The following is a 13,290-nucleotide window of genomic DNA, read 5'->3' on the forward strand; positions in this document are numbered from 1 at the left end:
GCCCAGCGTCTGGTGTCGGCGCATTGAACCATTATGGTTGGTCGAAAACAGGGAGCCACCGATGATCAAGGCAACGCCCTTCGACTTCCCCTATGACGGCATGCTCGTCGCCGAAAACACCGCGCTCGTCGTCATCGACCTGCAGCAGGATTTCCTGTCGACGACGGGCTATTTCGCCAAGCAGGGATATGACCCCTCACCGCTGCGGGCGATCCTGCCGACCGTGAACCGGCTGATATCAGCCGCGCGCAGAGCCGGCGTCACCATCATCCACACCAGGCAAGGATACCGCGCCGATATGGCCGACATGACGCCTTACGAGAAATGGCGCCGCAAGCGCTCCGGTCTCGATGGCACCGACATCCTGCTGCGCTCGGGCGCGGGGTTCCAGATCGTTCCGGAGATCGATGTCGCGCCTGACGACATCATCGTCGACAAGACCTGCAACGGTGCCTTCACCTACACGGATTTCGAGCTCGTGCTGCGCGCGCAAGGCATCACGCATCTGATGTTTTCCGGATGCACGACCGATGTCTGCGTCCACACCACGCTGCGCGAGGCCTGCGACCGCAATTTTCAGTGCCTGACGATCTCGGACGCCTGCGCCAGTGGTGACCGGCAAGCGCACGAGGCGGCGCTTCACATGGTAACGGTCGAGGACGGCGTCTTCGGCGCGCTGGCGGATTCAGCCGCTATCATCGACGGCCTGTCGCAATTATCCAGCAAGGTAAGTTAGAGCATTTAAGATCGATGCCTGCGGGACAGCACCCCCCTCTGGCCTGCCGGTCAGAGGGGGGTGTGAAGGATCGCGACGCTGCGGAATGGCTTTGATTCCACAGGATGTTTCACCCCGCGGCACGGGTCTCCGGACCACTGCGAGACGCGTACGTCCCGGGTCGGAAGGCGTCATCTTCGCGACGCGCCAGTGAATTGCGCAGCAAGGCGAGCGTTTCCCGGCCGACCGTCGCGATCTCCCGCGGCGTGTCCACGCCGACGATCATGAACTCATCGATCCCGAGAGCCGCATAGGCAAGCAGCGACAGCGCGACCTGAGCCGGCGGCCCGGACAGGTCGACCGCCTTGTGCCCCGTGGCGGACGCACCCCGGTGAATCCGGACCGGAAGCGCGAAGCGCAGCTTGCCGGCGCGGCCATGTTCGGCGGCAGCGCCACGCGCCCGCTCCATCAATTGCCTGATTTCATCGATCGAGCCCGGCGCCAGTTCGAAGACATCGGCATGCCGGCCGGCCACCTTGAGCGCCGTTCCGGATTGTCCGCCCACGCGGATGACGAGGTCGGCGCCGTGAGGACCCTTGCGCGGCACATAGCCGTCCTTGATGCTGTAGAACGCGCCTTCATGGTCGAAGGGCCGGTCGTTCGACCACAGCCGCTTCAAGAGCACCAGATATTCGTCGATGCGCTGCCAGACGACGCCATGTTCGACCGGCCGTGTCTCGGCATCGTCATCGTTCAACGGCTCGCTGATCATCCTGAGCGCCAGCCGTCCGCCGCTTTCACTGTCGATCGACGCCAGCTGGCGGGCCGCCACCGTCGGTTCGATCACGCCGGCCCAGTGGGTGAGCACCACTTCCAGCGAAGCGGTGCGGTTAAGCACTTGGGAAGCGAGATCCATATTGGTCAGCAGCCCTGCCGAATCGTCGACGACGATCTTGCGGAAGCCGCTATCCTCGATCAGCCCGAGCTTGGTCGCCGTCTCGGCGAAATCATAGAAGAAGGGCGCCGTGGTATCGGCGGTCTTGCCGGGTACATGCGTGAATTCGATCGGCATTTCATCTCCTCCATCTCTGGAATCATGGATGCGGTGAAGTTCGAATCCCCGCCGCGCGCAAGCGCGCCGGGAATCCGGTTCATTCAACTCCGATTGCCTGAAAATATGGGGCAACTAGCCCCGTCAGTCTAATGTCTCGGGGCCAGCCTGAAGCTCAGGGAATAAGGCCGAGAACGACCGCCCCGGTGAACACGAACGCAAGGGCAAAGACGAGATAGGCGAAAGCGCCGGCATAGGCCGGGCGAAAGGTCTGGGCATTGGCCACTCTCTGGCCGCTGCTGTCAGTCTGAGCGTTCTGGATATAGGACATATCGACCTCCGTCTCGCCGGTTAATCTATAAAACTTGTAGACTTTGTCGATTGCTATTTTTTGGCCAAAAGCAGAATTATTTTCCTATTTCGGACGACAGATTGGTTGCGGATTGCTGAGAGCGCTTGTCAGCGCGATGGATCGGCGGGGCGTTCGCATTGCCGCGAAGCGACCGAACGGACCTATGTCCTTGTTCCCGCTGTGCCCAATTCGTCCATTGGCCGCCCGCTGCGCGCACGGTAGCATCGCCCGAGCACACGAAGACCATCAACCATGGGGAACTGAAAAATGGGCACGAGACTGGCCGGCAAGGTCGCCATCATTTCGGGCGGCGCCACGGGAATGGGCGGAGCGGCCTCGGAACTGTTTGCCGCCGAAGGCGCCAAGGTCGCGATCATCGACCGCAATCGCGAGGCGGCCGCCGCCACGGCGGCCGCGATACGTGCGCGGGGACACATAGCCGAGCATTTCGTCGCCGACGTGTCCGACGAAGCGCAGGTCGAGCCGCGGTGAAAGGGGCGACCGAACAGCTCGGCCCGGTCACCGTGCTGTTCAACCACGCCGGCACCATCGTCATCAAACCCTTCCTGGAGACGACGGTCCAGGAATGGGACTGGCTGCACGCCGTCAATGTCCGCTCGATGTTCCTGATGACGCGCGCTGTGCTGCCCGGCATGATCGCGGCCGGCGGCGGCTCGATTGTCTGCACCTCGTCGATCTCGGCGGTGACCGCGACGCCGATGGAGGTGCTCTACGACACCACCAAGGGCGCCTGCCACATGTTCGCCCGCGCCATCGCCGTCGAATTCCGCGACCGCAACATCCGCTGCAACGCCGTCTGCCCCGGCTTCATCCGCACGCCGCACGGCCTGCGCGAGGTCGCCGATCTCGGCAGGCTCGGCATCGATGTCTCCGATGCGGCGCTAGCCGCGCAGCAGGGCCGGATTGGCGAGCCGGAAGAGGTCGCCAAGGCAGCGCTGTACCTCGCCAGCGACGAATCGAGCTTCGTCAACGGCACGCATCTGTTCGTCGACAATGGTTTTACGGCGATGTGAGGCGACAGCCTGGCGCCCTTCCTCTCCCCCGTCGATCGGGGGAGAGGTGTCGAGCGCAGCTCGACGGAGTGGGGGTCGACTCTCGGCGCGGTACAGAAAGCTTCTTGCGCTTAGGTCCCTTCCGTTGGCGACTGCTGCGAGGTGGTTCCCCCACTCCGTCTCGGCTTCGCCGAGCCACCTCTCCCCCCTCCGGAGGGAGAGGAAAGGACGCCCTACTCGTCTACCGCTCCTCCCTCCGGAACGGCTTCAACAGCGCCGATGGCGCCACCGCGTTGCGTGACATCACGGCCATGGCAACGATGGTGAAGATGAAGGGCAGCATCAGGAACGCTTCGTAGGGGATGTGCCCGAGGCCGCTCGCCTGCATGCGCAGCTGCAATGCATCGACGAAGGCGAACAGCAGTGCCGCGCCCGCCGAGCGCCACGGATCCCAGCGGCCGAAGACGACCAGCGCGATGGCCACCCAACCACGTCCGGACACGACGCCGAAGGTGAAGGCGTTGAACTGCGCCATCGACAGGAAAGCGCCGGCCCACCCCATCAGCGCACCGCCGAGGATGACCGCCTGGAAGCGCGTGGCGATGACGCTGACACCGGCCGAATCGGCGGCACGCGGATTTTCGCCGACCATGCGCACCGACAGGCCCCATGGCGTACGGTAGAGCACGAAGGCGGCGAGCGGGATGGCCAAGATCGCCATGTAGACGAGCGCAAACTGGTTGAACACCGCCGTCCCGATCACCGGAACCTCCGACAGCAGCGGGATCGGCAGCGTCTGGAAACCCTTGATGCTGGGCGGTACCGATTGCTGGCCGAAGATCAGCCGGTAGAGGAAATAGGCAAGGCCGGACGAAAACAGCGTGACGCCGATGCCGCAGACATGCTGGCTCAAGCCCAGCGCCACGGTGAACAGCGCGTGCAGCGCGCCCATCAGCATGCCCGTCAGCACCGCCACCAGCACGCCGAGCCAAAGGCTGCCGCTGAGGCTGGTGGCGGTGAAGCCGGTCATCGCGCAGAGCAGCATGATGCCCTCGATGCCGAGATTGAGCACGCCGGACCGCTCGGAGAACATTTCGCCGAGCGTGGCAAAGGCCAAAGGCGTGGCAATGCGGATGATCGCGGCCAGGAAGCCGACCTGAAAAATCTGTTCGAACACCGCGCTCATCGGACAGCTCCGACGCGGCGGATGCGGTAGGCGGTGAACAGCAGCGCCACCAGCATGGCCAGCAGCGCGGTGCCCTGGATGACATCGCTGAGGAAGGCCGGCACGCCGGTCGCGCGCGACATCGCCTCGGCCCCGGTCATCACGGCGGCCAGGAAGATCGCCGCCGGCACGACGCCGAGCGGGTTGAGCCGCGCCAGCATGGCAACGACGATGCCGGAATAGCCGTAGCCCGGCGAGATGTCGCTCATCACCTGGAAATGCACGCCGCCAACCTCGCCGACGCCGGCGAGCCCGGCCAGCGCACCCGACAGCAGCGCTGTCGAGATCAGCACCCGCTCGACATGGATGCCGCCATAGCGGGCCGCTTCCGGGTTTTCGCCGGTGACCCTGATGCGGAAGCCGAGCGTCGTGCGCACGATCAGGAACCAGATCAAAGGCGCGGCGATCAGCGCCACGATGACGCCGAGATGCAGCCGCGTGCCCTCGATCAGCACCGGAAAATTCGCCGAATCCTCGATCGGCGGCGAGATCGGATAGCCGCTGAAACTATCCTTCCACGGCCCTTCGATCAGCGCCATCAGCGCGTAGTAGATGACCGAGTTGAGCAGCAGCGAGGAGACGACATCGTCGACCTTGAATCTGACCCGCAGCGTCGCCGGCGCCAGCGCTACCGCGGCACCTGCCGCAGCGCCCGCCACCGCCATCAAGACCATGGCGAGCGGTCCCGGCATCGGGATCGCGCCGACGAAGCAGCTGGCGACCGCGCCGGCGAGCAATTGCCCCTCGGCGCCGATGTTCCAGAATTTAGCCCGGAAGGCGACGGCCACCGCCAGCCCGGTGAAGATCATCGGCGCCGCGCGCACCATGGTTTCGGTGATCGCATAGCTGTCGCCGAGCGAGGCGGTGAACATCACGCCATAGGCCTCGATCACGCCGGCGCCGGCCAGCGCGATCAGGCCGCTGCACAGGACGAGCGTCGCGCCGATCGCCAGCAGCGGCAAAGCGAGGTTGAACCACGCGGGCGTCGAGGTCCGGACTTCCAGGCGAAACATCAGGCTCTCCCCTCCGCTCCGGTCATCATCAGTCCAAGCCGCGCGATCGTCGCATCGGCGCTGTCGAGCGTGCCGGCGATGCGGCCCTCATACATCACCGCGATGCGGTCGCAGAGCACCAGCAATTCTTCGAGATCCTCGCCGATGACGATGATGCCGCAGCCCTTGGCCCGCATGTCGAGGAACTTTTCGTGGATGAAACGTGCCGCGCCGATGTCGAGGCCGCGCGTCGGTTGCGACACGATCAGCACCTTCGGATCGAAGGCGAGTTCGCGCGCCAGCAGCGCCTTCTGCAGATTGCCGCCGGACAGCGCGCCAGCGCGCGTCATCGGCCCGGGACACCTGATATCATAGGCCTTGATCTGCGCCTCGGCGAAGGCGCCGATCGCATCCGGCTTGAGCAGCCCCTTGCTGCTGAAGGCAGCCGTACCGATGCGCGGCAGCACCATTGAATCGGCAAGCGGCAGATTGGTGACCAGCCCGGTGGTCATGCGGTCTTCGGGGATGCGGCCGAGACCGAGCGCCTGCACCTCGCGCGGCGAAAACCGCGTCACCTTCTGGCCGGCTATCGTCATCCCGCCGGCATCGGGCGCCCGTGTGCCGGAAATCACCTCGGCCAGCGCTCGTTGGCCATTGCCCGACACGCCGGCGATGCCGAGGATCTCGCCGCCGCGCACGGCAAGCGATACGCCGCGCAGCGCCGTGCCCGAATGCCGCGCGGTGGAAATGCCGTCGAGCGTCAGCACCGCCGCACCGGGCGTCGATGGCCCCCGCGCCGGCGGCACGATCTCATGTCCGCACATCAGTTGCGCCATGGCGGCCGACGTCGTGTTGGCGGGGTCGTCGACGCGCCCGGCGACACGGCCATGCCGCAGCACCGTGCAGCGATGCGTCAGAGCGCGCACCTCGTTGAGCTTGTGCGAGATGAAGATGATGCCGAGCCCTTGCGCCGCCATCGAGCGCAGCGCCGAAAACAGCCCGTCGACCTCGCTGGGCGCCAGCACCGCCGTCGGTTCGTCGAGGATCAAAAGCTTGGCGCCGCGAAACAGCGCCTTGACGATTTCGAGCCGCTGCTGCTCGCCGACCGACAGCGCCGAGACCGGCAGGTCGGGATTAAGCGTCAAGCCGTGCTGGCGGCCGATTTCGGCGAGCCGCGCCAGCCCGCCGGCGCGGTCGGTCCGCCCCGCCTTGCCGGGAATGCCGATCAGCAGGTTTTCCAGCACCGTCAGCCGTGGCGCGAGGTGAAAATGCTGATGCACCATGCCGATGCCGGCAGCCAGCGCATCGGCCGAACTGGTGATGCGCACCGGCCGGCCCTGGATCAGGATCTCGCCGGCGTCGGGCGCATAGGCGCCGAACAGCACATTCATCAGCGTCGTCTTGCCGGCGCCGTTCTCGCCCAGCAGCCCAAGGATCTCACCGGGCGCCACGCTGAGGTCGACAGCCTCGTTCGCCTTGACGGCGCCGAAGCTCTTGGTGATGCCGCGCATTTCGATGAGTGGGGCGGGCAAGGACAAGGATGCTCCTGATCGGAATTGGCTTTGTGATCCAGCTTTGATTGATGGGGATGCGCGAGGCGCCCCCCTCTGTCCTGCCGGCCATCTCCCCCTCAAGGGGGGAGATCGGATGTCACTTTCGGCTTTCGCCAATTTTCCACGCCGAATAAGGGTGCCGCCGACAAAGCTGCCAATCTCCCCCTTGAGGGGGAGATGTCCGGCAGGACAGAGGGGGGCGCCTAGCACCAACCCCTAAAGACCAGAACTCAATCCGAAACCGGCGTGTTCTCGTCCACATCCACCCGGAAATTGCCTTCGAGGATCTCGGCCTTCTTCTTCTCGACCAGATCCTTCACGTCGGCCGGCAGCGTCTTGTCGAACTTGTGGTAGGGCGCCAGGAACGATCCGCCCTTGGCCATGCGCGAGAAGTCGCCATAGTCCTGCGCGGTGAAGACGCCGGCCTTGACCAGCTTGATCGCCTGTTCGACCGTCGGATACATGTCCCAGACCGGGCCGGTGATGACCGTGTCCGGGCCGAGGCTCGACTGGTCGGACATGTTGGAGATGGCGAACACCTTCTTTTCCACCGCCGCTTCGATGACACCGAAGCGCTCGGCGTAGATGACGTCGGCGCCGGCATCGATCTGCGCCACCGCGGCTTCCTTGGCCTTCGGCGGATCGAAGAAGGAACCGATGAAGGCGACCTTCTTCTTGATGTTCGGATTGACCTCCTTGGCGCCGGCGAAGAAGGCGTTGACCAGCCGGTTCACCTCCGGGATGCCCATCGCCGCGACGGCGCCGATGGTACCCGACTTCGACATCTTGCCGGCGATCATGCCTGACAGATAGGCCGGCTCGTGGATCCAGTTGTCGAAGACGCCGAAATTGGGATCGGCGGGGCCGGCGCCCGAGCCGAACAGCCAGGCGGTCTTCGGGAACTGCTTGGCCGTACGGCGCGATTCGCGTTCGGCGGCGAAGGCATCGCCCAGCACCAGCTGATAGCCGCCTTGCGCATATTCGCGCATGACGCGGCTAAAGTCGGCGGTCTGCACCTTCTCGGACCATTTGTACTCGATGCCGAGTTCCTTCTCGGCCTTCTGCAAGGCGACATGGATCTGGTTGTCCCACGGCTCCTCTATCGGCGTGGCGAAGATCGCCGCCACCTTCAGCTTCTTGTCCTTGGCGAAGGCAGCACCCGGCAGCATGGCAGCGGCCAGGCCAAGCGCGCCCAGTTCAAGGACATTGCGCCGCGAAAGACCTTCGCGGGCGAAATGAGATTTGTTCTTCCTATTATCCATTGCAGTCCCCTCTGTTCGACAGCCGTGTCGAGCCGGCCGTTCTAAAAATCAGACGGGGAACTATGGAACGGGTCCGGACTTTTGTCCACATGGTCAAATTTGACGGAGCGCCGAGTCCGGCTCTGATTCTCGCGGGCCAGGCAGAAGGCGCATTCAGGCCCGTTCGAGCGCGATGGCGATGCCCTGGCCGACGCCGATGCACATGGTGGCCAGTGCATAGCGGCCGCCGCGCTCGCGCAGCTCCAGCGCCGCGGTGCCGGAAATGCGGGCGCCCGACATGCCCAGGGGATGGCCGAGCGCGATGGCGCCGCCATTCGGGTTGACATGCGAGGCATCCTCGGCGATGCCGAGCTGGCGCAATACGGCGATGCCTTGCGAGGCGAAGGCTTCGTTGAGCTCGATGACATCGAACTGTTTTGGAGTCAGGCCGAGCCGCGCGCAGAGCTTCTGCGTCGCCGGCGCCGGTCCGATACCCATGATGCGCGGCGCGACACCGGCGGCGGCCCCGCCAAGGATGCGAGCGATCGGCGTCAGGCCGTATTTCTTCACGGCGGCCTCGGAGGCGACGATCAGCGCCGCTGCCCCGTCATTGACGCCGGAAGCATTGCCGGCCGTCACCGTGCCGCCTTGCCGGAACGGCGTCGGCAATTTGGCCAGCGCCTCCACCGTGGTGCCGGCGCGGGGATGCTCATCCTTCGAGACGACCACCGCGTCGCCCTTGCGCTGCGGGATCGTCACCTCCGTGATCTCCTTCGCCAATCGGCCGTTGGCCTGTGCGGCGACTGCCTTGTCCTGGCTGCGCACGGCAAAGGCGTCCTGGTCGGCGCGGGAGACGGCGAAGTCTTCCGCCACGTTCTCGCCGGTCTCCGGCATGGAATCGACACCATACTGCTTCTTCATCACCGGGTTGACGAAGCGCCAGCCGATCGTGGTGTCGTAAATCTCGGCATTGCGCGAAAACGCCGTGTCGGCCTTTGGCATGACAAAGGGTGCGCGGCTCATCGATTCGACACCGCCGGCAATCATCAGCTCCGCCTCGCCGGCCTTGATCGCGCGTGCGGCGATGGTCAGCGCATCCATGCCGGAGCCGCACAGCCGGTTGACGGTCGAGCCCGGGATTTCCTTCGGCAGGCCGGCCAAGAGCAGCGCCATGCGCGCCACGTTGCGGTTGTCCTCGCCGGCCTGGTTGGCACAGCCATAGACGACGTCGTCGACTGCCTGCCAATCGATGCCGGCATTGCGCTCGACCAGCGCCTTCAGCGGAATGGCGCCGAGATCGTCTGATCGCACCGAGGACAGCGAACCGCCGAAGCGGCCGATCGGCGTGCGGATGTAATCGCAGATATAGGCCTCGGCCATGTCATGCAGCCCTTGTTTTTCCGGTTCCTTCATGCGCCGCCTTGGTGCGGGCCTGCAGGTCGCGCAATGTCTTGAGTTCGAGTTCACTTGGCGGCGGCGTTTCGTCAAGCGCCTCGGCGAACTTAACCACCCAGCCACAGCTCTCCTGCACCTGGTGGCGCGAGACACCCGGATGCAGAGAAACGACCGTGAATTCCTTGGTCACCGGATCAGGCTTCCAGATGGCGAGATCGGTGATCAGCAGCGTCGGACCAGCCGTGTCGATGCCGAGGCGCTTGCGATGATCGCCGCCCTCGCCATGGCCGAAGGAGGTGAAGAAGTCGATCTTTTCGACCATGCCGCGCTTGCTCTGCGCCATGGTGATGTAGATCTCCTTCGACGAGGTCGCGATCTCCGGTGCCCCGCCGCCGCCAGGCAGCCGGGTCTTCGGGTGGAAATAGTCGCCGATGACGGTGGTGTTGATGTTACCGAACTTGTCGAGTTGCGCCGCACCGAGGAAGCCGATCGAGATGCGGCCGCCCTGCAGCCAGTAGCGGAACATCTCCGGCACCGCGACGGTGGTGACCGCGGTCTCGCACAATTCGCCATCGCCGATCGACAGCGGCAGCACATCCGGCGCGGTGCCGATCGTGCCGCTTTCGTAGATCAGCGTGATGTCGGGCGCATGCGTCAGCCGCGCCACATTGCAGGCGGCGGACGGCGCACCGATGCCGACGAAGCAGACATCGTCATTTGTGAGCGCACGGCTGGCGGCAATGGTCATCATCTCGTTGGGGGTGAAGCCCAAGGCCAATGGAGTGTCGCTCATGCCGCTTTCCTCAGATGCTCGACACGTCCAGCAAAATCGTCGGCGCTCTTTTCGATGACGTTCGCCTGCATCCAGGCCTGGAACTTTTCCCGGTCGGCGGCGATCTCGTCCCATTCGAGATAGGCGGCATTGTCGCGCCCATAATAGCCATGCGCGTAGGACGGATGCGAGCCGCCCGGCACGACCGATATCGCCGCGATGGTCCAGCGCGGCAGCACGGTCAGATTGGGGTGCAGGTCGTCGAAATTGTCGACCACCTCCTCCACCGTTACAACCGCACGCCTGGCTGCCAGCACGGCTTCCTTCTGGATGCCGATGATGCCTTCGACCAGCACATTGCCTTTCCGGTCGGCCTTCTGCGCATGGATGAAGGTGACGTCGGGCCGGATCGAGGGAACGGCGGCCAGCACCTCACCTGTGAACGGGCACGTGACGGATTTGATGTTCGGGTTGACCTCCGCAAGGCCCGCGCCGCGATAGCCGCGGAAAATCGCGCAGGGCAGACCGGCAGCACCCGCCTCATAGGCATTGGCCATGCCGGCATGACTGTGCTCCTCGACCTCGATGGGTCTCGGAAAACCATTCTCGATGGCATCGCGTACGCGCCGCAGCAGGCCGACGCCGGGATTGCCGACATAGGAGAAGATGATCTTCTTGGCCATGCCCATGCCGATCATCTGGTCGTAGATCAGGTCCGGCGTCATGCGGATCAGGGTCAGGTCGGAAAAACCCTGGCGGATCGCCTCATGCGCCGCAGCCGTCGGGATCAGATGAGTGAAGCCCTCGAAGGCGACGGAGTCGCCATTGTTGAGGTTCTCCGCAACGGCCCGTTTGAGCGGCAGGAACTTGACCATCGCATCGGCTCCACGTACAAAAAGTTCGTATTGTGAACATATGTTTAATATGCGATACTTTCTAAGCTGGTCGAAGACGCGGAGTCAATCCCGGCAGCGGTACCCTTCCGCGGAGGCCCGATGGACGAAGAGACCGTTTCCCGTGACCATGTCGGCTCGCTCGAGCGTGGCCTTGCCGTCATGGAGATCCTGGCGCGTCAGCCCCAGGGCATGACGCTGACCGAAATGGCGGAGGAGGCCGGCCTGACCCGTGCCGGCGCCCGCCGCTTCCTGCTGACGCTGGTTGCGACCGGCTACGCCACGCAGGACGGCCGCGTGTTCTCGCTGTCGCCGCGCCTGCTGACCGTGGCCCGCACCTGGCTCGGCGGTGGCTCGCTGTGGAGCTTCGCCGCGCCGATCATGCGGGCGGTGGCGGCGCAGTTGAACGAGGCCTGCTCGGCGGCGATCCTGTCGGGCCCGGATGTCGTCTATGTCGCCCGCATTCCCGGCCGCCGCATCCTCAGCGTGTCGCTCGATGTCGGCACCAGGCTGCCGGCCTATTGCACCTCGATGGGACGCATCCTGCTGGGCGGCCTGACACCAGGGGAATTGGACGCGTTCCTCCGCCAGGCGACCGTCGAGAGACGCACGCCGAAGACGATCACCGACAAAAAATTGCTGGCCGAGGCCATCGGCAAGGCGAAGGCCGACGGCTTTGCCATCGTCGACGAGGAACTGGAACTCGGCCTGCGCTCGATAGCCGTGCCGATCCGCGACCGCTCAGGGAGCACGGTCGCGGCCATCAACGTCTCGACGCAATCGGCGCGGCTTTCTGTCGCCGAGATGGAACGGGAGATCCTGCCGGCGCTGCTTGAGGCCAGGCAGCGGATTGAAGTTTTTTTCGTCGTTTAAGAGGACTTGCCAACCTTCAACGTCGGCGGGACAGCACCCCCCTCTGGCCTGCCGGCCATCTCCCCCGCAAGGAGGGAGATCAGCTGTTATCTCGGGTTTCGCCAATCTATACTGTTGTAAGGTGAGCGCAGCGCCGAACCTGCCAATCTCCCCCCTTGTGGGGGAGATGTCCGGCAGGACAGAGCGACTATCTGGGGTGTCAAGTTGCAATTGCGAACTCGTTGCGCGCATCGCGTGCTTTTGCATTGAGGATGACGAGGAGTTTTCTGGCGAGTGCGATGCGGATGAGCATTTTTGGCTTTCCCGCCTGTTGCAACCGTTGCGCGAAAGCTTTGAGATGAGGATCGAATTTGGCCACGATGGCTGCGACGATGAAGAGGATGCCACGCGGCCCAGCGCGTCCGCCTCGGACATGCCTGTTGCCGGTGCGCTTGCCGCTATCGTTGGCGAAGGGAGCGAGGCCTGCCAGCTTGGCGATAGCCTTGTTGGAGATGAGGCCGATCTCGGGCAGTTCGGCCATCAGGCGGGCGACGGTGCGTCCGGCCACGCCCTTGAGCGAACGAAAGGCCCGCTCCAGCCTGGCCCACAGCGGATCGTCATCGATCATCGAGGCAATCTCGCCTTCCAGGCGCCGTTGCTCGCGCTTGAGGAAGGCCAGCATCGCCTCGATGCTGGCGCATACCTCGGCGTCGCGTGCGGCACTTCTGCGCTGCTTGTTGATGGTCGCATCGCCGACAATCTGGCAAAGTCGGCCAACCAACGCGGCAAGCCGCTGCTGGGCAGCGCTTGGCGGTGGCGTCGGCACCGTGTTCTTGACCGCGCCATAGTGGGCGATGACAGCGGCGTCGATCCTGTCGGTTTTCTCAAGATAGCCCATCGCCTCGGCAAAACGGCGCACGCTCTTGGCATTGACCACGCCGCACGGCATGCCGTGCGCCCACAAGAGCATGAACCCCAGCCGTTCATAGCCGCCCGATGCCTCCATCACCGCAAGGGCTGCGCCATGGCTGCGGCAGAACAGCCAAAGAGCTGCGATCCCCGCCGCATCGTTGGCGAAGCGCGCTGCCGCTCCGCCAGGCCAGACATGCGCGTCCAGCCAATCTTTCGAAACATCAACTCCACAAATAATCCTGTTCACGGTAACCTGCCTTGTGCGTACGGTTGGAACCAAGCGACTGTTCGGTCGTGCGTGATGAAGGCGAAGATCCCAAGCTC

Annotated in this window: 12 protein-coding genes and 1 pseudogene; 3 read left to right on the plus strand and 10 right to left on the minus strand. The window is 64.5% G+C overall.

Annotated features, from left to right (window positions below; translation table 11 throughout):
- Window positions 1-61: 61 nt before the first annotated feature.
- Window positions 62-736 (plus strand): cysteine hydrolase family protein, encoded by a 675-nt coding sequence (locus LB577_RS24795; protein WP_224689306.1) that lies wholly within the window; start codon window positions 62-64, stop codon window positions 734-736.
- A 109-nt stretch (window positions 737-845) separates the two neighbouring features.
- Here LB577_RS24795 and LB577_RS24800 read toward each other — a convergent pair whose 3' ends face one another.
- Complete coding sequence (locus LB577_RS24800; RefSeq protein ID WP_224689307.1) at window positions 846-1,787, minus strand: LLM class flavin-dependent oxidoreductase; 942 nt, start codon at window positions 1,785-1,787, stop codon at window positions 846-848.
- Window positions 1,788-1,941: 154 nt separating this feature from the next.
- Window positions 1,942-2,097 carry a hypothetical protein gene (locus LB577_RS24805; RefSeq protein ID WP_023765981.1) on the minus strand — a complete coding sequence of 52 codons (156 nt, stop codon included), beginning with the start codon at window positions 2,095-2,097 and terminating at the stop codon, window positions 1,942-1,944.
- 288 nt (window positions 2,098-2,385) lie between these two features.
- On the opposite strand from LB577_RS24805, the pseudogene LB577_RS24810 reads away from it, so the two are divergent.
- Window positions 2,386-3,152 (plus strand): annotated as a pseudogene (locus LB577_RS24810) (SDR family NAD(P)-dependent oxidoreductase).
- Window positions 3,153-3,372: 220 nt separating this feature from the next.
- On the opposite strand, the gene LB577_RS24815 reads toward LB577_RS24810, so the two are convergent.
- The 7 genes from LB577_RS24815 to LB577_RS24845 form a co-directional block, all read right to left on the minus strand.
- A complete protein-coding gene (locus LB577_RS24815) occupies window positions 3,373-4,317 on the minus strand; it encodes an ABC transporter permease (protein ID WP_224689308.1) in 945 nt (314 codons plus the stop codon).
- Complete coding sequence (locus LB577_RS24820) at window positions 4,314-5,369, minus strand: ABC transporter permease (protein WP_224689309.1); 1,056 nt, start codon at window positions 5,367-5,369, stop codon at window positions 4,314-4,316. Before LB577_RS24820 ends, LB577_RS24815 begins: the two co-directional genes overlap by 4 nt.
- The gene (locus LB577_RS24825) at window positions 5,369-6,880 is read right to left on the minus strand and encodes an ABC transporter ATP-binding protein (protein WP_224689310.1); all 1,512 of its coding nucleotides are present in this window, start codon (window positions 6,878-6,880) and stop codon (window positions 5,369-5,371) included. The genes LB577_RS24820 and LB577_RS24825 overlap by 1 nt, the downstream gene beginning before the upstream one ends.
- A gap of 251 nt (window positions 6,881-7,131) precedes the next feature.
- Window positions 7,132-8,163: a BMP family protein gene (locus tag LB577_RS24830; protein WP_224689311.1), complete on the minus strand. Its 1,032-nt coding sequence runs from the start codon at window positions 8,161-8,163 to the stop codon at window positions 7,132-7,134.
- Between the two features lie 153 nt (window positions 8,164-8,316).
- Window positions 8,317-9,522: a 3-oxoadipyl-CoA thiolase gene (pcaF, locus tag LB577_RS24835; protein ID WP_224689350.1), complete on the minus strand. Its 1,206-nt coding sequence runs from the start codon at window positions 9,520-9,522 to the stop codon at window positions 8,317-8,319.
- A gap of 1 nt (window position 9,523) precedes the next feature.
- A complete protein-coding gene (locus LB577_RS24840) occupies window positions 9,524-10,330 on the minus strand; it encodes a CoA-transferase subunit beta (protein WP_224689312.1) in 807 nt (268 codons plus the stop codon).
- Window positions 10,327-11,184 carry a CoA transferase subunit A gene (locus tag LB577_RS24845; RefSeq protein ID WP_224689313.1) on the minus strand — a complete coding sequence of 286 codons (858 nt, stop codon included), beginning with the start codon at window positions 11,182-11,184 and terminating at the stop codon, window positions 10,327-10,329. The genes LB577_RS24840 and LB577_RS24845 overlap by 4 nt, the downstream gene beginning before the upstream one ends.
- 120 nt (window positions 11,185-11,304) lie before the next feature.
- Here LB577_RS24845 and LB577_RS24850 point away from each other — a divergent pair, with 120 nt between their 5' ends.
- Window positions 11,305-12,075, plus strand: coding sequence for an IclR family transcriptional regulator (locus tag LB577_RS24850; protein ID WP_224689314.1), 771 nt, complete (start codon window positions 11,305-11,307; stop codon window positions 12,073-12,075).
- 199 nt (window positions 12,076-12,274) lie between these two features.
- On the opposite strand, the gene LB577_RS24855 is transcribed toward LB577_RS24850, so the two are convergent.
- On the minus strand, window positions 12,275-13,213 hold the full coding sequence (locus tag LB577_RS24855) for an IS110 family transposase (RefSeq protein WP_224689315.1): 939 nt from the start codon (window positions 13,211-13,213) through the stop codon (window positions 12,275-12,277).
- Between the last annotated feature and the right edge of the window lie 77 nt (window positions 13,214-13,290).

The sequence above is a fragment of the Mesorhizobium sp. B283B1A genome (assembly GCF_020165735.1).
GTDB classification, from domain to species: domain Bacteria; phylum Pseudomonadota; class Alphaproteobacteria; order Rhizobiales; family Rhizobiaceae; genus Mesorhizobium; species Mesorhizobium opportunistum.